The organism is Bradyrhizobium sp. Leo114 (assembly GCF_055229415.2).
Genome location: NZ_JBUYEN020000049.1, coordinates 18,740 through 39,970, shown reverse-complemented (window position 1 = coordinate 39,970; position 21,231 = coordinate 18,740). Strand labels below are relative to the sequence as shown.

At 63.8% G+C, this 21,231-nt stretch carries 19 protein-coding genes; 7 read left to right on the top strand and 12 right to left on the bottom strand.

The features are described 5' to 3' along the window. Positions 1-12: 12 nt before the first annotated feature. The 3 genes from ACZIRK_RS37030 to ettA all read right to left on the bottom strand — a co-directional run bounded on the left by ACZIRK_RS37030 (position 13) and on the right by ettA (position 3,701). Complete coding sequence (locus tag ACZIRK_RS37030; RefSeq protein ID WP_130229904.1) at positions 13-1,212, bottom strand: lytic murein transglycosylase; 1,200 nt, start codon at positions 1,210-1,212, stop codon at positions 13-15. 145 nt (positions 1,213-1,357) lie between these two features. Beyond that, the gene (locus tag ACZIRK_RS37025) at positions 1,358-1,945 is read right to left on the bottom strand and encodes a TIGR00645 family protein (RefSeq protein ID WP_456644771.1); all 588 of its coding nucleotides are present in this window, start codon (positions 1,943-1,945) and stop codon (positions 1,358-1,360) included. Between the two features lie 106 nt (positions 1,946-2,051). After that, positions 2,052-3,701: an energy-dependent translational throttle protein EttA gene (ettA, locus tag ACZIRK_RS37020; RefSeq protein ID WP_474419198.1), complete on the bottom strand. Its 1,650-nt coding sequence runs from the start codon at positions 3,699-3,701 to the stop codon at positions 2,052-2,054. A 253-nt stretch (positions 3,702-3,954) separates the two neighbouring features. Between ettA and ACZIRK_RS37015 the strand changes: the two genes are divergently transcribed. Beyond that, complete coding sequence (locus ACZIRK_RS37015; protein WP_028166120.1) at positions 3,955-4,146, top strand: hypothetical protein; 192 nt, start codon at positions 3,955-3,957, stop codon at positions 4,144-4,146. Positions 4,147-4,363: 217 nt separating this feature from the next. Further along, positions 4,364-5,326, top strand: a complete 963-nt coding sequence (locus tag ACZIRK_RS37010) for a D-2-hydroxyacid dehydrogenase family protein (protein WP_474419197.1) — start codon at positions 4,364-4,366, stop codon at positions 5,324-5,326. Here ACZIRK_RS37010 and ACZIRK_RS37005 read toward each other — a convergent pair whose 3' ends face one another. Beyond that, positions 5,327-6,304 (bottom strand): sugar-binding transcriptional regulator, encoded by a 978-nt coding sequence (locus ACZIRK_RS37005; protein ID WP_474419196.1) that lies wholly within the window; start codon positions 6,302-6,304, stop codon positions 5,327-5,329. It abuts the gene before it with no gap. A gap of 120 nt (positions 6,305-6,424) precedes the next feature. Here ACZIRK_RS37005 and ACZIRK_RS37000 point away from each other — a divergent pair, with 120 nt between their 5' ends. Beyond that, positions 6,425-7,630 carry an ABC transporter substrate-binding protein gene (locus tag ACZIRK_RS37000; RefSeq protein ID WP_474419195.1) on the top strand — a complete coding sequence of 402 codons (1,206 nt, stop codon included), beginning with the start codon at positions 6,425-6,427 and terminating at the stop codon, positions 7,628-7,630. Continuing rightward, entirely contained in the window at positions 7,630-8,940 is a 1,311-nt protein-coding gene (locus ACZIRK_RS36995; RefSeq protein ID WP_474419194.1) for an amidase, read from the top strand. The genes ACZIRK_RS37000 and ACZIRK_RS36995 overlap by 1 nt, the downstream gene beginning before the upstream one ends. A 16-nt stretch (positions 8,941-8,956) precedes the next feature. On the opposite strand, the gene ACZIRK_RS36990 is transcribed toward ACZIRK_RS36995, so the two are convergent. Together ACZIRK_RS36990 and ACZIRK_RS36985 are read right to left on the bottom strand one after the other, a co-directional pair. Continuing rightward, positions 8,957-9,925, bottom strand: a complete 969-nt coding sequence (locus ACZIRK_RS36990; RefSeq protein ID WP_474419193.1) for an NAD-dependent epimerase/dehydratase family protein — start codon at positions 9,923-9,925, stop codon at positions 8,957-8,959. Positions 9,926-10,062: 137 nt separating this feature from the next. Beyond that, positions 10,063-11,274, bottom strand: coding sequence for a L,D-transpeptidase (locus tag ACZIRK_RS36985; protein ID WP_474419210.1), 1,212 nt, complete (start codon positions 11,272-11,274; stop codon positions 10,063-10,065). Between the two features lie 306 nt (positions 11,275-11,580). Between ACZIRK_RS36985 and ACZIRK_RS36980 the strand changes: the two genes are divergently transcribed. Further along, entirely contained in the window at positions 11,581-12,357 is a 777-nt protein-coding gene (locus tag ACZIRK_RS36980; RefSeq protein WP_474419192.1) for a hypothetical protein, read from the top strand. 10 nt (positions 12,358-12,367) lie between these two features. Here the strand turns inward: ACZIRK_RS36980 and sseA are convergent, their stop codons facing one another. From sseA to ACZIRK_RS36965, 3 genes are all read right to left on the bottom strand, one after another. Next, on the bottom strand, positions 12,368-13,225 hold the full coding sequence (gene sseA, locus ACZIRK_RS36975) for a 3-mercaptopyruvate sulfurtransferase (protein WP_474419191.1): 858 nt from the start codon (positions 13,223-13,225) through the stop codon (positions 12,368-12,370). A gap of 121 nt (positions 13,226-13,346) precedes the next feature. Beyond that, positions 13,347-13,757: a rhodanese-like domain-containing protein gene (locus ACZIRK_RS36970; RefSeq protein WP_130228157.1), complete on the bottom strand. Its 411-nt coding sequence runs from the start codon at positions 13,755-13,757 to the stop codon at positions 13,347-13,349. 134 nt (positions 13,758-13,891) lie between these two features. After that, positions 13,892-15,067: a vWA domain-containing protein gene (locus ACZIRK_RS36965; protein WP_028166113.1), complete on the bottom strand. Its 1,176-nt coding sequence runs from the start codon at positions 15,065-15,067 to the stop codon at positions 13,892-13,894. A 229-nt stretch (positions 15,068-15,296) separates the two neighbouring features. Between ACZIRK_RS36965 and ACZIRK_RS36960 the strand changes: the two genes are divergently transcribed. Together ACZIRK_RS36960 and ACZIRK_RS36955 are read left to right on the top strand one after the other, a co-directional pair. Next, complete coding sequence (locus tag ACZIRK_RS36960; protein WP_028166112.1) at positions 15,297-16,139, top strand: AAA family ATPase; 843 nt, start codon at positions 15,297-15,299, stop codon at positions 16,137-16,139. A 75-nt stretch (positions 16,140-16,214) separates the two neighbouring features. Next, complete coding sequence (locus tag ACZIRK_RS36955; protein ID WP_474419190.1) at positions 16,215-17,717, top strand: flavin-containing monooxygenase; 1,503 nt, start codon at positions 16,215-16,217, stop codon at positions 17,715-17,717. A 117-nt stretch (positions 17,718-17,834) separates the two neighbouring features. Here the strand turns inward: ACZIRK_RS36955 and ACZIRK_RS36950 are convergent, their stop codons facing one another. The 3 genes from ACZIRK_RS36950 to ACZIRK_RS36940 all read right to left on the bottom strand — a co-directional run bounded on the left by ACZIRK_RS36950 (position 17,835) and on the right by ACZIRK_RS36940 (position 21,132). Next, positions 17,835-19,478, bottom strand: a complete 1,644-nt coding sequence (locus tag ACZIRK_RS36950; protein WP_474419189.1) for a GMC family oxidoreductase — start codon at positions 19,476-19,478, stop codon at positions 17,835-17,837. Between the two features lie 27 nt (positions 19,479-19,505). Then, positions 19,506-20,099 (bottom strand): GNAT family N-acetyltransferase, encoded by a 594-nt coding sequence (locus ACZIRK_RS36945; RefSeq protein WP_474419188.1) that lies wholly within the window; start codon positions 20,097-20,099, stop codon positions 19,506-19,508. 106 nt (positions 20,100-20,205) lie between these two features. Further along, positions 20,206-21,132 (bottom strand): SMP-30/gluconolactonase/LRE family protein, encoded by a 927-nt coding sequence (locus ACZIRK_RS36940; RefSeq protein ID WP_474419187.1) that lies wholly within the window; start codon positions 21,130-21,132, stop codon positions 20,206-20,208. Between the last annotated feature and the right edge of the window lie 99 nt (positions 21,133-21,231).

The following is a 21,231-nucleotide window of genomic DNA, read 5'->3' as shown; positions in this document are numbered from 1 at the left end:
CGAGCGTAGGGCCTATCTCGCCGCCGTCATCGCGCGCAGCACCGCTTCGCTCGGCCAGCAATCGACCTTCAGGCCTGCCGATTTCTGGTAGGTGCCGAGCGCGGCACGGGTCTGCATCCCGGCCTTGCCGTCGAGCTTGTCCTTGTAGAGACCGATCCGCGTGAGATGGCGCTGCATCGCCTCGACATCGGCGGTGCGCAATTGCGTCGTCGCCGACCAGGGCGTGGCGAACGGCTGCGGGCTCGTCATGCGGTCAGCGAGATGGCCGACGAACAGCACGTAGAGATCGGAGAAATTGTATTCCTTGATGACGAAGTAGTTCTTCGTGGTCAGGAATGCGGGGCCATAGATGCCCTCGGGCTGCAACAGCGAGGCGGGCTGCGCCTGCTCGGTCGCATTGAGCTTCTGTCCGCGCACCGGCTCAAAGCCCGCGCGCAGCCAATCACCGATCGGCTTCGTCACTTCCGGCACGCCCATCGTGCAATCGACATTGGGCGGCGCCTTCACCTCGTAGGCCCAGCGCACGCCCTTCTGCCAGCCCTTGTTGACGAGTTGCTGGGCGGCGGACGCGAGCGCATCAGGCACCGAGTGCCAGATGTCGATGCGGCCGTCGCCGTCGAGATCGACGCCGTGCTTGTAATATTCGGACGGCAGGAACTGCGTGAACCCGGTGGCACCAGCCCAGGATGAGCGCATTTCCTGGCGTGTCACCGCACCCTCGCCGAGGATCTTCAGCGCAAGAATGAACTCCGTGCGGTACTGGTCCTTGCGGCGGCCGACATAGGCCTGTGTCGCCACCACGCGCAGCGTGTCGTAGGGCAGCTTATAGCGGCCATAATCGGTCTCGCGGCCCCAGATCGCGAGCACCACGGTTGCCGGCACGCCGAAGCGATTTTCGATCTCGTTGAGGTCAGCACGATATTTCTGCATCAGCCGCTGCCCTTCGGCCGCAAGCCGCGCGATGGAAGCCTCCTTGACGTAGTCCGCCGGCACCTGGACGAATTCAGCCTGCGACGGCGCGCCGGTCGCGGGGCGGCCCGGCAAGATCAGATCCGGCAGCTTGTAGTCAGGCTCGAGCCCGCGCGTCTCACGATCGAACGTCGCGCGCGACACGCCGGCGGCCTGCGCCTCCGGCCAGAGTGAGGCGATGAATTGGCTGAAGGCGGCATCGGCGGCGTGGGCCGGCGAGGCCGTTGGTAACACCAAGAACAGAAAGCCGAAGGCGAGCGTGCGGAGGAATGGCAAGTCGAGCGGCTTGTTCACTCAGCGGTCCAATCGAAGTGCTGTCCCGTTTTCGAGGCGGACATCAGCCGCGCCCCGTCCATGAACCTAGCACGACCTCGCAAGCGCCGCACCCTTAATGATGTCCGGCCGACTGCTTGGCGCCTTCGATCGACGCATTCGACAGCTTGTCGACGAGGGCTATGCCGATCGCGGACAGGATGAAGACGGTGTGGATGATGGTCTGCCACATCACGCCAGTCTCGGTGTAGTTGGTCTTGCCCGAGGAGAGTGCGCCGGCTTCGATGAAGGTCCGCAGCAGGTGGATCGAGGAGATGCCGATGATCGCCATCGCCAGCTTGATCTTGAGCACGCTGGCGTTGACGTGGCTCAGCCATTCCGGCTCGTCGGGATGTCCCCGCAGGTTGAGGCGCGAGACGAAGGTCTCGTAACCGCCGACGATCACCATCACCAAAAGGTTCGAGATCATGACGACGTCGATCAGGCCGAGCACCGCCAGCATGATCTGCTGCTCGCTGAAATCGAAGGCGTGGGCGAACAGGTGCCACAGTTCCTTGATGAACAGCACCACATAGACGCCCTGGGCGATGATCAGCCCGACATAAAGCGGCAATTGCAGCCAGCGCGATCCGAAGATCAACATGGGAACCGGGCGCAGCGAAGCGATCTTCGGCGGCGCGGGGGCGTCGGAGGTGGCAGACATTATGAATTGCTCGCAGCAGTATCGGGGATTGCGGAGCGCTATATCTACGCAATCTCATCGTGGTGGGAAGCGACAACTGGCCGCAGCAGTCGTCGCTAAAGTGCCGTCACCGCGTCAGCTTCTTGTACTTCACGCGATGCGGGATGATCGAATCCTGGCCAAGGCGCCGCATCTTGTCCTTTTCGTAATCCTGGAAATTGCCTTCGAACCATTCGACATGGCTGTCGCCTTCGAAGGCGAGGATGTGCGTGGCGATGCGGTCGAGGAACCAGCGGTCGTGGCTGATGATCACGGCGCAGCCGGCGAAATCCTCCAGCGCCTCTTCGAGCGCGCGCAGCGTGTCGACGTCAAGGTCGTTGGTGGGCTCGTCGAGCAGCAGCACATTCGCGCCCGACTTCAGCATCTTGGCGAGATGCACGCGATTGCGTTCACCGCCTGAGAGCGCACCGACCTTCTTCTGCTGGTCAGCGCCCTTGAAGTTGAAGGCCGAGCAATAGCCGCGCGAATTCACCTCGCGCTTGCCGAGCAGGATCAGTTCGTTGTTGCCGGAAATCTCCTCCCACACGGTCTTGCTGCCGTCGAGCGCGTCGCGCGACTGGTCGACATAGCCGAGATGGACGGACTCCCCGACCGTGATCGTACCCTGATCCGGCTTCTCCTGCCCGGTGATCATGCGGAACAGCGTGGTCTTGCCGGCGCCGTTCGCACCGATCACGCCGACGATGCCGCCGGGCGGCAGCTTGAAGGTGAGATTGTCGATCAGCATGCGGTCGCCGAACGATTTCGTCAGGCCCTCGAAGTCGACGACGTTCTGGCCGAGCCGCTCGGCCACGGGGATGACGATCTGCGCGGTCTGGGTCTGCTTCTCGCTCGCCTTCTTGAGCAGTTCCTCGTAGCGCTGGTAGCGCGCCTTGGACTTGGCCTGGCGCGCCTTCGGCGAGGACGCGATCCACTCCTGCTCGCGCGCCAGTGTCTTCTGATGCGCCGCGTCCTCGCGGCCCTCCTGCTCGAGCCGCTTCTGCTTTTGCACCAGCCAAGAGGAATAGTTGCCCTCATAGGGAATGCCGCGGCCGCGATCGAGCTCGAGAATCCAGCCCGTGACGTTGTCGAGGAAGTAGCGGTCGTGGGTGACGATCAGGATCGCGCCGGGATATTGCCGCAGATGGCCTTCGAGCCAGGATACGGACTCGGCGTCGAGATGGTTGGTCGGTTCGTCCAGCAGCAGCAGTTCGGGCTGGTCGAGCAAGAGCCGGCACAGCGCGACGCGGCGGCGCTCGCCGCCGGAGAGCTTTGTGACGTCGGCGTCGTCGGGCGGGCAGCGCAGCGCGTCCATCGCCTGGTCGACCTTGCTGTCGAGATCCCAGAGGCCCTGGGCCTCGATCTCGTCCTGCAGCTTGGTCATCTCGTCGGCGGTCTCGTCCGAGTAGTTCACCGCCAGTTCGTTGTAGCGGTCGAGGATCGCCTTCTGCTTGGCGACGCCCTGCATCACGTTCTCGCGGACGCTCAGCTTGGGATCGAGCTGCGGTTCCTGCTCGAGATAACCGACGCGGGCGCCCTCGGCGACCCAGGCCTCGCCGGTATAGTCCTTGTCGATGCCGGCCATGATCTTGAGCAGCGTCGATTTACCGGCGCCGTTGACGCCGAGCACGCCGATCTTGGCGTCCGGATAGAAGCTCAGGTGGACGTTATCGAGCACCTTGCGGGTCGGGTAGCTCTTGGTCAGACCTTGCATGAAATAGACGAACTGGCGGGCCATTGAGTCCCCTGGAATCGGCAGGATTTATGGAAATTTTGCTGCCGCCGATGTAGCCGCCGGGCCCTCAAAGCGCAACCGCACACCGCGCGTTTTCCATCCGTTCACCCCGATGAATACGGGATCGAAACCATGTGTGCGCAAGATGACGACAATTGAAACCATCTTTTAATGAATCGGGCGAAATCTCGTTTTCAGCATCGAAAACGGCATTTTGCGCGAGAAAGCCGCGCATGACCAACATGAGGGCTGTGTCATGGCAACAAGCACGTCCCTGCCCGCCCCGGCGGCCAGCCGCACTGGCCTTACGAAGATTGTCGCCGAATTCCGCACCTTCTGGCGCCAGTTCTTCGCCAGGGCATTCAACCCCTACCGGCCGGAACTGCACTATATGCGCGGACCCGGGCCGGCCTGGCGCGCCAAGCACAGAAGCCGGTTGCGATCATGATCCGATGAGGCGATCGGATCATGATCTCATCTCTTTGTTTGAGCATGATCTTTTCGGAAAACCGGTTTCCACTTTTCCGGATCATGCTCTGAGCCTGTCGGATATTTGAAGCCGGCGTTCCCTGAACTCCGCTTGCGCGACCCAACGATTGCGCGCAACCATAACGATCTCCCCTGACGGTATTCTCGCCGTCCTTTCGCCATGAACGGGTTCATCGATGACGCGGCTGCGCTGTGCAATCCTCGACGACTATTTCGACCTGTCACTTTCGATCGCCGACTGGTCAGAGATCAAGGACCGCGTCGACGTCACGGTGTTCAGGGAGCCGTTTGCGAGCGAGGCGGCTGCCGCGAGCGCGCTTGCCGATTTCGAGATCATCTGCGCGATGCGCGAGCGCACCGCATTTCCGCGCACGCTGTTCGCGGCGCTGCCCAAGCTGAAACTCCTGCTGACATCAGGCATGCGCAATGCCGCGATCGATGTGGACGCCGCCAAGAATCACAAAGTTGTACTGTGCGGCACGCAATACAGCCGCGACCCGACCGCGGCGCTGACGCTCGGCCTGATCCTGGAACTCACCCGCGGCATCGGCCGGGAAAACGCGCGGATGCATGCAGGCGAGCCCTGGCAGACCTTTGCCGGCGTCGAGATCGAGGGCCGCACGCTCGGCGTGGTGGGGCTCGGCAAGCTCGGCAGTCGGGTGGCGAAGCTCGCGCAGGCGTTCGGCATGAACGTCATCGCCTGGAGCCCCAACCTGACGGCCGAGAAATGCAAGGAGGCCGGGGTCGGCTATGCCAGCAAGGAGGAATTGTTTGCGACCGCCGACATCGTCACCATCCATGTGGTGCTGAGCGAGCGCTCGCGCGGCCTGGTGGGTGCCGCCGATCTCGCGCGGATGAAGCCGACAGCCTATCTTGTCAACACCGCGCGCGGGCCGATCGTCGACGAGAACGCGCTGCTGGAGGTTCTCACGCAAAAGAAGATCGCGGGCGCGGGCATCGACGTGTTCTCGGTCGAGCCGCTGCCGGTCGACCATCCGTTCCGCAGGCTCGACAACCTCGTGCTCACCCCGCATCTCGGCTACGCGACCCAGGAGAGCCTCGGCATCCACTACGGCCAGATGGTCGAGTGTATCGATGCCTGGACCAAGGGCAGCGAACCTCCGCGCCGACTGGCTTGATCACCGTTCTTCGCAAAGGGCGGTCGCAACCCGTTCATCCGTGATCAGAATGTCGGCCAGCCCGGCGCGGATCGCCGCGCTGATGATCGGGAGCTTCTGAAGACCGCCAGCGGCAAGGATGCGCTCGCGTACCGCCTTCAGATCGCTCATCGGCGGATGGATCACGCGCCGGGTCAGGGGATGCGTCACCGCGTTGCCGTCCTTGTCGAGATAGTGGCCGCAGATATCTCCGACCGCGCCGGCGTCGCGCAGCGATTGCCACGTCTCGCGCGATATCACGCCATATTCCAGCGCTTTCGATTGTTCGGACAGATCAATGGCGCTGAACAGGGCGATGTCCAGCCCTGCTACCATTGCGAGAACGGAGCGCACCGGCTCGCTAGAGGCCAGCGCATCGCGAAGCTGTGCCGTTGCCGCGAACATCGGCGCGGTCACGTAGTAGCATGTCGCACCCAACGCGCGCGCCATCATCGCCGCGTTGTCGTAAGGATTGATCGCCGTGCTTTCGGCAAGCCCGCCGCACAACAGGACGACACGGCAGCCGTCGCCGGAACGGCGCCGCAGATTTTGCGCGGCCATGTTGATGGTGCCGCCCCAGGTGATGCCAAGCGTCCCGGCAGGCGGCAGGTGCTCGGAGATGTAGTGACCGGCGGCGGCGCCGACGAGGTTGCGGACGTCAGTGTCGCCAATCGGCGCGGGCACGACGATGGCGCCTCGCAGCTTGAAACGTGCAGCGAGGCGGGCCTCAAGTTCGCTGCAAGGACCGAAGGGACTGGCAATTGAGATCTGGACGACGCCGCGCTCCCGCGCCTCTCCGAGGATCTGGTTGACCCGCTTCCGCGTGATTTTCAGGTGCTGCGCGATGACGTCCTGGGTCTGCCCCTCCTTGTAGTAGTGCCAGCAGATGCGGGCGACCAACGCGTCCCCGTTCTCCACTTCCGGCCCGAACGTTTCGATTTCCGTCGCCTGTCTGGTCACGCTGTTCCTCATCGAATCTTCGTCACTAGCTAATAATCACATACACATATGTACCAACGTTGTCACATATGTGTAGCAGCAGGTTGTTAGGCTCCGCCGCACCTCACGCGGAGCAGCGAAATGTACCGGAAAATCCTGATTTCAATTGCACTTAGCTCAATACTCACGTCGCCGGCCTTCTCTCAGTTCTCGGACAACAAGGTCGTCATCGGGGTCATGGGCGATCAAAGCGGTGTAGTCTCCGATGTCGGCGGGCCGGGCTCGATCAAGGCCGCGCGAATGGCCGTTGCCGATTTTGGCGGCTCGATCGACGGGGTCCCGATCGAGATCATCACCGCTGATCATCAGAATAAGCCGGATGTCGCCTCAGCCATCGCACGCGAGTGGTTTGACCGGCAAGGCGTCGACGCCGTTGTCGACCTGCCCCATTCGGGCGCGGTGTTCGCGCTGATGACGATCGCGACCGAGAAGAAGCGGTCGCTCCTGGTATCGGGTGCCGCTAGCGTCGAGATCACCGGCGGACGCTGCTCGCCCTACGTGACCCATTGGACCGACGATACTTACGCACTGGCGCGCGGCACGGCTGCGGCGCTGACCGAGCAGGGGCAGAAGTCCTGGTTCTTCCTCACCGCCGACTACGCGTTCGGCCACGACCTGGAGAAAGACGCCAGCGCCGTGGTGCAGGAGCGCGGCGGCAAGGTGCTCGGTAGCGCGCGCCATCCGCTCAACACCGCCGATTTCGCCTCCCTGCTGTTGCGTGCCCAGAGCTCGAACGCGCAGGTCGTCGCGCTTGCGAGCGCCGGCGCCGACACCGTCAATGCGATCAAACAGGCCGGCCAGTTCGACATCATGCGCACGCAGAAGATCGCAGCGCTCCACGCTTTCGTCACCGATGTCCACAGCCTCGGCCTCGAAGCGGCGCAGGGGCTGATCATCACCACGGGATTCTATTGGGATGACAGCGACGGCACCCGCGACTTCGCGCAGCGCTTCTTCAAGGAACACGGCCGAATGCCGACCCGCGAACAAGCCGGCGTCTATTCCGGCGTGCTGCATTTCCTGAAGGCCGCGAGAAGCGCCAAAAGCGACGATGCCGCGATCGTCAATGCCGAGATGCGCCAGCTTCCGGTCGATCGGTTCGGGCGGCAGGCTGTCGTGCAGCAGAACGGCCGCCTCGCCTATGATCTCGGCGCCTATCGCGTGAAATCGCCGGCGGCGAGCCGGCAGCCCTGGGATTATTACGAGCGGATCGCCACCGTTCCCGCCGCGACCGCGTTCCGCCCGGCCGCCGAATCGGGCTGCAGCATCACAGCCTCGGTTCGATGATGACCGGCTCTGTGCTTCCAAACCACCTGTCGGCCAGCATGCTGGCCGACAGGATCAAGCGGGGCGAGACAAGCGCGCTCGATTTGATGAATGCCTGCCTGGACCGGATCGCCGCGCGTGAGCCCGACGTCAGGGCGTGGGCTTTCCTCGATGCGGAGCGGGCGCGCGAAGAGGCGCGGCGTGCCGACGAGCACCGCGCATCAGGTGGGCCGCTCGGCGCACTGCACGGCCTGCCGATCGGGGTGAAAGACGTATTCGACACCGCCGACATGCCGTCCGAATATGGCAGCGAGACGCTTCGCGGCCGGCGGCCAAACGCCGATGCGGATGCGGTGGCGGCGCTGCGCCGCGCCGGTGCAATCATTGTCGGCAAGACCGCGACATCCGAATTCGGGATGTACCATCCGAGCCCGACCCGCAATCCTCAGGACCTGTCGCGCTCGCCGGGCGTGTCGTCGGCGGGTTCTGCCGCCGCCGTCGTCGACCACATGGTGCCGCTGGCGCTTGGCACGCAACACACCGCTTCGACCACCCTCCCCGCCTCGTTTTGCGGCGCGTTCGCGTTCAAACCCTCTTTGGGTTTCACCTCAATGGCGGGATCGAACGTGCTGGTGCCGCGCATGGCGCATCTCGGCCTGTTGGCCCGCTCGATCGGAGACTTGTGCCTTTTCGCCGGCGCGTTCGATCCCGCGTTAGCGGCTGTCCAGCCTGCGGCCTCCGCGCCCCGTCTTGGCGTGGTCAAGGGGCCAGGCTGGAAGCTGATCGACGACAACGCGGGGAAAGCATTCGAGACATTCATCCAGTCACTGCCGACCGCGACCGTCGAGGTCGAACTCCCACTTGAATTCGATCACGCGCTCGATGTCACCTTCGGGCTGCTCAACGCGCATCTCGCCTATCGTTTCGGCTCTGAGCCGACTGAGACCATCCGCCGCTATTGCGCGCCGCTGCAGCGGGGCATCGAAGCCGGCCACACCATCAGCGCGGCAAGCTACCTTACGTTCGATGCGCAGGCCGACCGTCTCGTTGAACTGGCCTCGCGTATGTTCATCCAACATGATCTGTTGATCACCCTGTCGGCGCCGGGCGAGGCGACCCGGCTGGAAGATGGGCCGGGCTCCGGTGTCATGTCGATGCCATGGAGCCTCTGCGGTCTGCCGACCGTTTCGCTGCCACTGCTCAGAGGCCATCAGGGACTTCCAATCGGCGTCCAGCTCATCGGCGTTCGCGGGCGCGATCGTGACTTGTTGCGCATCGCCGGTTGGCTCGAGAATGCAACTCGCGAAAGCGCTGATGAGGCGGACGTCTGAGCGTCGCATCACCAGCTCAAGCGGCAGCGCTGTGGCCACTGGAGTGCCCGACGATTTCGGCACAGCCGGTGCGCCAGGACGGATGCGCCGGGTGCCAGCCGAGTTCGCGCCTGGCTTTGACGTTCGAGCCCGCCCGCACCTCGGTCATCATCGCCACCACATGTTCGCCGGCGAGCAATCGGCCGAGCCAGATGGGCACATGGAATGGCGGCTTAGCGCCGACGATCGCCGCAAGCGCCGGCAGCCATTCGCTGACTTCCGCGGGCTCATCGTCAACGATGTTGTAGATATTGCCGGCCTCGCCGCGCTCGATGGCGGCAACGGTGGCGGATGCAGCGTCGGCGACATGAATGAAAGACCACCAGCCGCCACCATCGCCGATCATCGGCACGCGGCGGCGCCGCAATTGATCGATCATCGCCCGCGACAGTATGCCGGTGTCGGGACCGTAGAACGATCCGTATCGGAGCACGACTCCTTCCGGCTGATCCGAGCCGGTGACGGCGCGCTCCAGATGCTGGATCGCTTCCAGCGTGCGTCGAAGTTCCTGCGGCGGATCGGGATCGAGCGGATCGGCCTCGGTTTTGACAGGTGCACCGGTTCGGCCATAGGTCCAGCCACAGAAGCTTTGCGCGACGAAACGCCTGACACCGGCTTCGCGCGCGGCCGCCAGCAGGCAATCGGTGCCGAGCGTGCGCAGCCGGTTGGTGACAGCGAAGGCGCGATCGAAATGGCGGAGATCGGTAACATCGGCGAGGTCGGTCATCTCGTGGACGATCACCTCGGGCTGCTTCGCAATGACCGCCGCGCGGACAGCCTCTGCATCGAGGCCATCGACGATGACGGGCTCGACGCCCATCTGCCCGATCGCCTCGGCTTTCGCTGCTGTTCGCGTCGTGCCGATCACCGAATGGCCGGCCCGGATCAGGGCGGGAACGAGTTGTCGGCCAATAGCGCCGGTGGCGCCTGCAACAAGGATGCGCATGGCATTGTCCCACGTCGGTTGCAGCCCTCTGGCACGTAATCCAGCCGAACACGAATTCAAGCGCGGGAATTTGACAGAAGCGCAAAACAAAAAAGGCGCGCTGTTCGCGCGCCTTTTGATGTTGGACTGTAATCGCCCTAGCGGATCGTGACCGGGGCCGGCAGCGGCGGCACCGTGGTCGGCTGGGTGCCCGGCAGCGGTGCGGCGGCCTGCGCCTGGGTTGGCGCTGGGGCGGCCGCAACGGGCCCGCCGGGCGACGGCGCAGCGGAGGCGGTGGCGGTTCCAGGCGGCGGACCACCCGGCAGCACCACGACGCGGGTGCCGACCTTCACGCGCTCGAAGAGGTCGGAGACGTCCTCATTCAGCATGCCGATGCAGCCGGAAGAGACGAACTTGCCGATCGTCGAGGGCTGGTTGGTGCCGTGGATGCGGTACACGGTCGAGCCGAGATACATCGCGCGCGCGCCGAGCGGATTGCCGGGGCCGCCGGCCATGAAGCGCGGCAGATAGGGTTGACGCTCGATCATCTCGGTGGGCGGATACCAGTCCGGCCACTCCGCCTTGCGGCTGATCTTCTGCACGCCGGTCCAGGTGAAGCCATCGCGGCCGACGCGAACGCCGTAGCGCATCGCGCGGCCGCCGCCCAGGATGTAATAGAGGTAGGTGTTCGACGTATCGACCACGATGGTGCCTGGCGGCTCCTTGGTCGCGAACGAGACCTCCTGGCGGCGCAGGTTCGGCGGCAATTGCACGGGAGCGGCCTCCGGCTGCTCCTCTGGCGGCAGCGCCGCGACCGTCATCGGCCTGCCGTCGCTGCCGACCTGGGGCTGCTGCGACACGGCGCCGGTAACGGCGGGCGCACCACCCGCGGCGCCCACCGACTCCGGCGGACGCATGGCGCGATCATCGGGATAGTTGTAACTCTGCGCCGGCCCTTGGGGACGATCGGCATAGATCACCGCCGGCGGGCCTGCCGGCCGGCCATAGCGCGGATCATCCGGCGACATGACCGGGCCGGTCGGCACGGTCCGATCCGAATAGACCGGCGGGGGCGCGCCCATCGGGCGGCCATACCGAGGATCGTTGGGCGAAAGCACTGGTCCGGACGGCGACAGCGACGCCGAACTCTGGCCGTTCGGCGCCTCGTCGTCCTCCTCAAAGACATCGAAATCCGACGGCCGGCGGTCGTCGCGCACGTAGCCGGGGGGCGGCGGCGGATACGAGCCCTGAGGAGCGGAATAGACCGGACCAGGCCCTGCGGGGTAGCCCTGCTGCGCCTGCGCAACCGAAGTTCCTGCCGCGCCGAGCGCTGCGGCAGCACAAATCGTCAGAATGCGGTTGATCATCATCGCTCTTGTATAGTCCCCAAGCCACACCGGACCGTTAACGGCACTTGAAGGAAGATAGCGGCGCATTCAAGACAATTCCGCGAAATCCGGGCCGAATCGGTCATTTTGTGATTGGGCAGTGATCGCTGCGGCAAAGATGCCTCACCGTCAGGGAAAAGTTATTCCGGGGGACTACGGGCGTCATTGCTTTGACATTGGTTGCGATATCCTCGAATCGGCCTGATTCGCTGCCCGCGAGCGGCTTCCCTGTGATCACCGCGTTTCCTCTGGCTCAACAGAACACTTCGGCAAAGACGGAACCGCGCCATGCTTCCCGGCCTTCGTTTCCTGTTCGCGGCAATCGTGCTGTCGACGTCGGTCCTGATCTTCGGACTTGGCGCTGCCGCGCTGCTCCGGGCCGCCCATGAGGAAGTCGCGAGCATCCCGGCGCGACGCAGCCCGCCGGAGCCCGTCTTCGCGCAAGCCCAAACACAAGTTCAAGCGAAGCCGCCGACGCTCGCCATGCTGCGCGTCGAGGCGCCCGCAGCAGAGACAACAGAGAAGGCGCCGGACAGCGCCGAGACGTCCCCTGCTCCGACCGTACCAACCGCCGATGCTCCCGCGCCGGCCGAGCTCGAGCAGATGGCCGCCGTGAAGCCCGAGGAGGCTGCCTCAACCGAGACGCCGCCGGTCGAACCGCCTCTAGCAGATGCTCCGGAACCCCAGGCGCCGACGACGGCAGCCCAGCCGGAAACTCCTGCGCCCGCCGAAGAGGCCAAGCCTGCGGCGGTCGCAGTGGTCCCGCCCGCGAACGACGCCACGCCGGCCGCACCCGAGGCGCCGACCTCAGCGGAAGCGAGTCCGGCGGCGGCCAAGATCGCCACGCTGGGCGGCCCCGCGGTCACCGTCGAGCAAACGACATCAGCAAAGAGCGCGGATGCGAAGCCGGATCAAACCGCGGCCAAGAAGCGTGCACGGGCGGAGCGTGCCAGGGAGCGCCGGCGCCTCGCGGCGCAGCAGCAACGCCTGGCGCCGCAGGTCATCCCGCAGCAGCAGACTTTCGATCCGTTCGGCCAGCCGGTGTTCGTGCGCCCCACGCGCTGATCGTCTGCAATCACGCAGGTCCCGTCGCGATCGGCGGCCCGTCCTGCAATCCCCATTCGGCCCAGGAACCGTCATAGAGCGCACTGCCGCGCACGCCGAGGCGATAGAGCGCGAGCGTCAGCACCAGCGCCGACACGCCAGAGCCGCAACTGGTGACGATCGCCTTTGCCGTATCGACGCCGGCGAACGCAAATGCCTTGCGCAACTCATCGAGCGGCTTCATCGCCCCAGTCTTGGCATCGAATAGATCGGCATAGGGAACATTGCGGCTGCCAGGGATGTGGCCGGAGCGGCGGCCGGGCCAGGGTTCGACGACGGTGCCCTCGAACCGCGGGCGCGGCCTCGCGTCGATCACTTGCTCCTTCCTGGTCTCGATATTACCGAGCAATTGCTCCTTGCTGCGCACGAAGCTCGGATCGAACCTGGCCTGGAATTTTCCAGGCTTCGGCGTGACGGGCCCGGTTTCCGTCGGCCGCCCCTCGGCCTTCCACTTCTGCAAGCCGCCGTCGAGCACCTTCACGTTCGGATGACCGAACGACAGGAACATCCACCACGCCCGCGGCGCGGCAACCCAGCCGCCAGCATCATAGGCAACCACCGTGTCGCCCGAGGAGATGCCGAGCGCGGAGACGTCCTGCGCGAACTGCTCGGCGGCCGGATACATATGCGGGCGCGGGTCGTTCTTGTCGGCGATCGCATTGACATCGAAGAACACTGCACCGGGAATGTGGGCGGCGATGAAATCGTCGGCCGGCAACGGCACCACACCCGGCATCTTGTAGGAGGCGTCGATCACCTTGACCTTGGGATCGCCGAGGTGGGCGGCAAGCCAGTCGGTGGAGACGAGCGGGTCTTCGGTGGTGGTCATGGAAGGATCTCCGGCACTTCGCAAATCGTCATTGCTGGGCTTGACCCGGCAATCCATCCTCTTCGGGAGGATGGCCCTTTTGTCAGGATGGACACGCGGGTCAAGCCCGCGTGTGACGAGCTTATGTCTTCTTCGGCTCCCACTTCTCGATCGGGCCGCCGGCGTCGCGCCAGGCGGCGAAACCGCCGCCCATATGGGCGACCGGCTTCAGCCCCATGTCCTGCGCGGTCTTCGCAGCCAGGGCCGAGCGCATGCCGCCGGCGCAATGGAAGATGAACTTCTTGTCCTCTTGGAAGATCGGCTTGGCGTAGGGGCTCGCCGGATCGATCCAGAACTCGAGCATGCCGCGGGTGCACGAGAAGGCGCCCGGGATCTTGCCGTCGCGCTCAATCTCGCGGGGATCGCGGATGTCGACGATCACGACATCGTCGTTCGGGAGGATCTTGATCGCATCGGCGGCGCTGACGGTCTCGATCTCGGCATTGGCTTCGTCCATCATCTGCTTGATGCCGCGGTGAATGGTCTGGGGCATGGGGCTCTCCCTTGGTTGTTGTTTGTCATTCCGGGGCGATGCGTAAGCATCGAACCCGGAATCTATTCCTCCGCCGGCGCAAGTGGCTAAATGGATTCCGGGCTCGTCCTTCGGACGCCCCGGAATGACGGGAGCTATCGTACCAGTTCCTTCATCGCATTCTCCAGACCTTCGATCGTGATCGGGTACATGCGCTCGGAGAAGATGCGGCGGATGATGGTGGTCGATTCCGAATAGTCCCAGTGCTTCTGCGCCACCGGGTTGAGCCACACCGCGTGCGGATAGGTGCGGATGATGCGATCGAGCCAGATCGAACCGGCCTCCTCGTTCACGTGCTCGACCGAGCCGCCGGGGACCATGATCTCGTAAGGCGACATGGAGGCGTCGCCGACGAACACCACCTTGTAGTCGTGCGGGTACTTGTGCAGCACGTCCCAGGTTGGGGTGCGATCGGTGAAGCGCCGCTTGTTCTGCTTCCAGACGCCCTCATAGAGGCAGTTGTGGAAGTAGAAATATTCCATGTGCTTGAATTCGCTTTTCGCGGCCGAGAACAATTCCTCGACCTGCTCGATATGCGAATCCATCGAGCCGCCGATATCGAAGAACACCAGCACCTTCACCGCGTTGCGCCGCTCGGGGCGCATGTGCACGTCGAGATAGCCGTGGTTGGCGGTTTCCTTGATCGTGGTGTCGAGATCGAGTTCGTCGGGGGCGCCGGTGCGGGCGAACTTGCGCAAGCGTCGCAGCGCGACCTTGATGTTGCGGATGCCGAGCTCGACATTGCCGTCGAGATCCTTGAACTCGCGCTTGTCCCACACCTTCACGGCGCGGTTGTTGCGGTTCTTCTCCTGGCCGATGCGGATGCCTTCGGGATTGTAACCATGAGCGCCGAACGGCGACGTACCGGCGGTGCCGATCCATTTGTTGCCGCCCTGGTGCCGGCCCTTCTGTTCCTCAAGCCGCTTGCGCAACGTCTCCATGAGCTTGTCCCAGCCCATGGCTTCGATCTGCTTCTTCTCTTCCTCGGTGAGGTATTTTTCCGCGAGCTTCTTCAGCCACTCCTCGGGGATCTCAGCCTTGTCCATGGCATCGAGCAGGCTCTCGAGGCCCTTGAAAACGGTTCCGAAGACGCGGTCGAACTTGTCGAGGTTGCGCTCGTCCTTCACCAGCGCCGAGCGCGACAAATAGTAGAAATTCTCGACGCTCTGCTCGGCGAGGTCGGCGTCGAGCGCCTCCATCAGCGTCAGATATTCACGCAAGGTCACAGGGACCTGGGCATCGCGCAGCGATGTGAAGAATTGCAGGAACATGTTCCATAGATTGCCCGCCGGGGTCGCGCCGTCAAGGGCACACGGGGTCTTTAGGACAGCATTACGGGTTCGCCACGAAGGTGTGAGCGTCATTCCGCAAGGCGGAAACGGCCCGCCTAAATTCGAGGCGGTAGCGATGACCTCAGTTGCGTTCAGACGCTGGAATCCACGCTAGACCTGCTTGGTTTTTCCATTAGTATCAAATTGAAACTCATTCTGACGGGGTAGTATGAAATTCACCGGTACCAAGGATTATGTCGCCACCGATGACCTCAAAGTCGCTGTCAACGCCGCCATCGTGCTGGAGCGCCCGCTTCTGGTGAAGGGCGAGCCCGGCACCGGCAAGACGGTGCTGGCCGAGGAAGTCGCCAAGGCGCTCGATGCACCGCTTCTGACCTGGCATATCAAGTCCACCACCAAGGCGCAGCAGGGCCTCTACGAATATGATGCGGTGTCGCGATTGCGCGACAGCCAACTCGGCGACGCGCGCGTCTCGGATATCAAGAACTACATCAAGCGCGGCAAATTGTGGGAAGCCTTCACCAACGAGAAGCGCCCGGTGCTCTTGATCGACGAGATCGATAAGGCCGATATCGAATTCCCCAACGATCTGCTGCTCGAGCTCGATCGCATGGAGTTTTTCGTCTACGAGACCGGCGAGAGCATCAAGGCCAAGCTGCGCCCGATCGTGATGATCACTTCCAACAACGAGAAGGAGTTGCCGGACGCCTTCCTGCGCCGCTGCTTCTTCCACTACATCAAGTTCCCCGATGCGGACACGATGGAAAAGATCGTCGACGTGCATTTCCCCGGCATCAAGAGGCGCCTGGTGGAAGAGGCGTTGCGCATCTTCTTCGAGGTGCGGGAAGTGCCGGGCCTGAAGAAGAAGCCTTCGACCTCCGAATTGCTCGACTGGCTGAAGCTGCTGCTGAACGAGGACATCACGCCGGAAATGCTGCGGGAGCGCGATCCGCGCAAGCTGATCCCGCCGCTACATGGCGCACTGCTCAAGAACGAACAGGACGTGCACCTGTTCGAGCGGCTGGCGTTCCTGAGCCGCCGCGAAGTCTGACGTGACGATTTCCGAAGCGCCGGGAGCCCCCGGCGCTTCGTGCCTATACCAACAAAACAACAAAGAGCAGGGAAGATGAACGTCCAAACGCAGATTCGCGCTGCCGAGCCCGTCACGTCTGAGCATTTCGACGTCCTGATCGTGGGCGCCGGAATTTCCGGAGTCGGAGCCGCCTACCACCTGACCACGCAATGCCCCGGGACCAGCTTCGTCGTGCTGGAGACGCAGAAGACTTTTGGCGGCACCTGGAGCACGCATCGTTATCCGGGCATCCGCTCCGACAGCGACCTGCACACCTTCGGCTATCGCTTCAAGCCCTGGACCAGCGCGCCGATCGCAACCGCCGCAGAGATCCTGAAATATATGGGCGAGGTGATCGAGGAGAACGACCTCGCCCGCCACATCCGCTATCGCCACACCATCACGTCGGCGAAATGGTCGAGCGAGACCAATCTGTGGACCATCGACGCCACGCGGACCGACACCGGCGAGCACTTCCGCTTCACCACCAATTTCTTCTGGATGTGCCAGGGCTACTACCGCCACGCCGAGGGCTATACGCCGGAGTGGAAGGACATGGCCAAGTTCAAGGGCCCGATCGTGCATCCGCAGAAATGGCCCGAGGATCTCGACTACAAGGGCAAGCGCGTCGTCGTGATCGGCTCCGGCGCCACCGCCGCGACGCTGATCCCGGCGATGGCCAAGGACGCCGGCCATGTGACCATGCTGCAGCGCTCGCCGACTTATTTCCGCACCGGCCGCAACGCAATCGAGATCGCTGAGCAACTGCGGCAGTTGCAGGTCGACGAGAAATGGATTCACGAGATCACCCGCCGCAAGATCCTGTTCGACCAGGATGCCTTCACCCGCAAGACCTTCGAGAAACCTGAAGAGGCCAAGAAGGATTTGCTGTCGGCGGTGGAGGCGTATCTCGGCAAGGATTATGACATCGCGACCCACTTCACGCCGCGCTATCGCCCGTGGCGGCAGCGCATCGCCTTCATCCCTGACGGCGACCTGTTCCAGGGCATCAAGGCCGGCAAGGCATCCGTCGTCACCGACGAGATCGAACGCTTCACCGAGAAGGGCATCCTGCTGAAGTCCGGCAAGGAGTTAGAGGCTGACATCATCGTCACCGCGACAGGCTTCAATCTGTGCGCCACCGGCGATATCGAGTTCGAGCTCGACGGCAAGCCGCTCGATTTCGCCGATACCGTGACCTATCGCGGCATGATGTTCACGGGCGTGCCCAACCTCGTCTGGGTGTTCGGCTATTTCCGCGCGAGCTGGACCCTGCGCGTCGACCTCGTCGCCGACTTCGTCTGCCGCCTGCTCACGCACATGAAGGAAACCGGTGCGAAGAAGGTCACGCCGGCGCTGCGGCCGGAGGACCACAACATGCCGATCCTGCCGTGGATCGACGAAGAAAACTTCAACCCCGGCTACATGCTGCGCGGCATGCACCTGTTGCCCAAGCGCGGCGAAAAGCCGGAATGGCAGCACAACCAGGACTACTGGGCCGAGAAGGACGAGTTTCCGACGATCGATCTGACGGACAAGGCGTTCGTGTACGAGTGAAGGACTTTCCCCTCATGGTGAGGAGGCGCGCAAGCGCCGTCTCGAACCATGAGGCCCCGCCTGTTGCCTCATCCTTCGAGACGCGCTGCGCGCTCCTCAGGATGAGGAGAAACAGCATCAGGCGTATTCCGCCAGGGCCACGGCGGCCGCCGCCTGCTTGCCGCGGATCATGTCGGAGGCCTTGTCGGCGATCATCATCGTCGAGGCGTTGAGATTGGCGGAGATCATGCGCGGCATGATGGAGGCGTCGACCACGCGCAGGCCCTGCAGTCCGTGGACGCGGAGCTGGTCGTCGACCACGGCCCATCTGGCATCCGCCGGACCCATCCGGCAAGTGCAGCCGGGATGGAAGGTCGTCGTGCCGCGCTCGGTCGCAGCCGCGAGGAATTCGTCGTCGGTCTGCACGTTCGGTCCGGGGAAATCCTCGTAGTCGTAGTAAGGCGCAAGCGGCGCCGACTTCAACAGGCGGCGCGCCAGCTTCATGCCGGCGACCACGACGCGGCGATCAAGCTCTTCGACGAGATAGTTGGTCTGGATGATCGGCGGCGCGAACGGATCAGACGAGCGGATGCGGACAAAGCCGCGGCTCTCCGGCCGCTGCTGCCAGGAGGCGACCGTCATGCCGGGCTGATCCTCGAGCTGGCCCTGCACACCTTCCTTGTAGCTCGCCGGCGTGAAGGTGAGCTGGAGATCCGAACTCTCCGTGGTCTCGCCCGAATGCCAGAAGCAATAGACCATGGTCGGCGACAGCGACAGCAGGCCGCGCCGTGTCGTCGCCCATTTCAACGCCTCGACCCACAGGCTGAGGCCCCGCCGAAGCTCGTTGATGGTCCGGATGTTCTTCACGCGCGCGACGGAACGCGGCGCGTAATGGTCCTGCAATCCCTCGCCGACACCGGGCAATGCGTGGCGCACCTCGATGCCGTGCGACTGCAACAGCTCCGGCGAGCCGACGCCGGACAATTGCAGGACCTGCGGCGAGTTGTAGGCGCCGCCGGAGAGGATCACTTCCTTGCTGGCTCGCACCTCGACCGGCTCGCCGCCCCGCCCTCCCCGCAAGTAACGCACGCCGACCGCGCGCTTGCCCTCGAAGATGATGTTGGTGACATGCGCATGCGTGCGCACGTTGACGTTCGGCCGCTTCCGCGCCGGATGCAGGAACGCTTTCGCCGCGCTCATGCGCAGGCCGTTCTGGATGGTGCGCTGACAGTAGGACACGCCTTCCTGGATCGCGCCGTTGTAGTCAGGATTGCGCGGAATGCCGAGGCTGACCGCCCCCTCCATGAAGGCCTCGCAGAGCGGATCCTGCCAGTCCATGGTGGTGACCGAGAGGCTGCCGTCGCGGCCGCGATAGGTCTCGTCGCACTCGCCGACACGACGTTCCATCCGCTTGAAATATGGCAACACGTCCGGATAGCCCCAGCCGCGGTTGCCGAGCTGCGCCCAGGTGTCGAAGTCCTGGCGCTGGCCGCGGTTGTAGATATGGCCGTTGATCGAGGACGAGCCGCCGAGCGTCTTGCCGCGCGGCGCATAGATGCTGCGGCCGCCGGTCCAAGGGCCCGGCTCCTGCTGGTAGGCCCAGTTGACGCTCTTCATGTGGAACGTCTTGATGAAGCCGGCCGGCAGATGGATATAGGGGTGCCAATCCTTCGGGCCTGCTTCGAGCACGCACACCGTAGTGCCGGCATCCTCGCTCAAGCGGTTGGTAAGAACGCTACCGGCGGAGCCCGCGCCGATGATCACATAATCGAACGTTTCCATCGTCTCGTTTCTGGCGCGGCAGAGCGGCTACCGCGGCTTTTCGTTGAGTTGATAGGTGAGGTGCGCCTTCACCGTCGGCCATTCACTGGCGATAATGCTGTAGACCACGGTGTCGCGCAACGTGCCGTTTGGTGCAATCTGGTGGCTGCGCAGGACGCCGTCCAGCTTGGCGCCGAGCCGCTCGATGCCGCGGCGGCTCTGGTGATTGAAAAAATGCGTGCGGAACTCCACCGCAATGCAATCGAGCGTCTCAAAAGCATGCGTCAGTAACAGCAATTTGCACTGCGTATTGACCGCGCTGCGCTGCACGCGCTTCGCGTACCAGGTCGAACCGATCTCGACGCGCCGGTTGAGCGCATCGACATTCATGTAGGTGGTCATGCCCGAGATGGTGCCGGAGGCATCGAACACCGTGAACGGCAGCATCGATCCGGCCGCCTGCAGGCCAAGCCTGCGGTCGATCTCTTTGCGCATGTCTTCAGGCCGAGGGATGAAAGTGTACCAGAGCTTCCAGAGCTCGCCGTCCTTCACGGCCTCAACGAGACCATCGGCGTGATCCGGCGACAGTGGCTCCAGCCGCGCATGCGCGCCGCGAAGGGTGATAGGTTCAAGCCAGGGCATCCGGTATCCTTTCCGTCATTGCGAGGAGCGACAGCGACAAAGCAATCCATCTGTCCGTACGCGGCGCCATGGATTGCTTCGCTTCGCTCGCAATGACGCCTTAGCACTATTTATTCAAAAAATTCAGCGGCAGGCCAGGCCGCGCCCAATCCATCGCGACCAGGTCGCCCTTCCCTGACAGCGTCATGTAGGCGGTCTTCAGCTCGGGTCCGCCGAAGGCAATGTTGGTGGTGACGCGGTCGCCGGTCGGCACCTGCTCGACCAGGGTACCATCAGGCGCGATCACGGAGATGCAGCCCGAGACCAGCGTCGCCACGCAGACATTTCCGCTCGCTTCCACCGCAAGCGAGTCGAACATCTGGTAGCCGCCGAGCCCCGCAATCGGCTTGCCGCGTTCGCCGCGATAGATCACGTCGCGCGGCTTGACGGTGCCCGGCTCGGAGAGATCGTAGGCCCACAGCCGTGCCGTGGGGGTCTCGGCGATGTAGACCGTGTTCTCGTCCGGCGACAGGCCGATGCCGTTGGCCGGCAGCAGACCATGCACGCCCTCGACGATCTCCTTCATGCCGGGCTTGATGTAGTAGAACGCGCCGACATCCATCTCGCGGGCGCGGCGCTTGCCGAGATCGGAGAACCAGAGTCCGCCGTGCTTGTCGAAGACAAGGTCGTTCGGTCCCCTTAAGGCATGCTCGCCGCATTTATCGACGACGGTCTCGACCTTGCCCGACTGCAGATCGACGCGCTGGATCGAGCCACCGATATAGTCTTCCGGCTGCGGCCCCGGCATGATCATGTTGCGCGTCGGGATCCAACTGAAGCCGCCATTATTGCAGATGTACATCTTGCCGTCGGGGCCGAGCGCCGCGCCATTGGGGCCGCCGGGAATCTGCGCCACCACTTCCTTGCGCCCGTCCGGATAGACCCGCGTCAACCGTTTCCCGCGGATTTCGACCAGCACCACCGATCCGTCCGGCATCACCACCGGCCCTTCCGGAAATTCAAGATCGGTGGCGAGAACACGGATATTGGCCATGAAATCCTCCCGGCTGCTTGTGGCTGCAGGGGGATTTTTGGACCGCCCCACGCAACGTATTGTTGGCGTGAAGTTATGGCAAAGACGCTCCTGCTTGCC

Bases quoted from the DNA above. Each gene is read 5' to 3' on its own strand.
- ACZIRK_RS37025 (WP_456644771.1), bottom strand. From the start codon at position 1,945: ATGTCTGCCACCTCCGACGCCCCCGCGCCGCCGAAGATCGCTTCGCTG.
- ettA (WP_474419198.1), bottom strand. From the start codon at position 3,701: ATGGCCCGCCAGTTCGTCTATTTCATGCAAGGTCTGACCAAGAGCTAC.
- ACZIRK_RS37015 (WP_028166120.1), top strand. From the start codon at position 3,955: ATGGCAACAAGCACGTCCCTGCCCGCCCCGGCGGCCAGCCGCACTGGC.
- ACZIRK_RS37010 (WP_474419197.1), top strand. From the start codon at position 4,364: ATGACGCGGCTGCGCTGTGCAATCCTCGACGACTATTTCGACCTGTCA.
- ACZIRK_RS37000 (WP_474419195.1), top strand. From the start codon at position 6,425: ATGTACCGGAAAATCCTGATTTCAATTGCACTTAGCTCAATACTCACG.
- ACZIRK_RS36995 (WP_474419194.1), top strand. From the start codon at position 7,630: ATGACCGGCTCTGTGCTTCCAAACCACCTGTCGGCCAGCATGCTGGCC.
- ACZIRK_RS36990 (WP_474419193.1), bottom strand. From the start codon at position 9,925: ATGCGCATCCTTGTTGCAGGCGCCACCGGCGCTATTGGCCGACAACTC.
- ACZIRK_RS36985 (WP_474419210.1), bottom strand. From the start codon at position 11,274: ATGATGATCAACCGCATTCTGACGATTTGTGCTGCCGCAGCGCTCGGC.
- ACZIRK_RS36980 (WP_474419192.1), top strand. From the start codon at position 11,581: ATGCTTCCCGGCCTTCGTTTCCTGTTCGCGGCAATCGTGCTGTCGACG.
- sseA (WP_474419191.1), bottom strand. From the start codon at position 13,225: ATGACCACCACCGAAGACCCGCTCGTCTCCACCGACTGGCTTGCCGCC.
- ACZIRK_RS36970 (WP_130228157.1), bottom strand. From the start codon at position 13,757: ATGCCCCAGACCATTCACCGCGGCATCAAGCAGATGATGGACGAAGCC.
- ACZIRK_RS36965 (WP_028166113.1), bottom strand. From the start codon at position 15,067: ATGTTCCTGCAATTCTTCACATCGCTGCGCGATGCCCAGGTCCCTGTG.
- ACZIRK_RS36960 (WP_028166112.1), top strand. From the start codon at position 15,297: ATGAAATTCACCGGTACCAAGGATTATGTCGCCACCGATGACCTCAAA.
- ACZIRK_RS36955 (WP_474419190.1), top strand. From the start codon at position 16,215: ATGAACGTCCAAACGCAGATTCGCGCTGCCGAGCCCGTCACGTCTGAG.
- ACZIRK_RS36950 (WP_474419189.1), bottom strand. From the start codon at position 19,478: ATGGAAACGTTCGATTATGTGATCATCGGCGCGGGCTCCGCCGGTAGC.
- ACZIRK_RS36945 (WP_474419188.1), bottom strand. From the start codon at position 20,099: ATGCCCTGGCTTGAACCTATCACCCTTCGCGGCGCGCATGCGCGGCTG.
- ACZIRK_RS36940 (WP_474419187.1), bottom strand. From the start codon at position 21,132: ATGGCCAATATCCGTGTTCTCGCCACCGATCTTGAATTTCCGGAAGGG.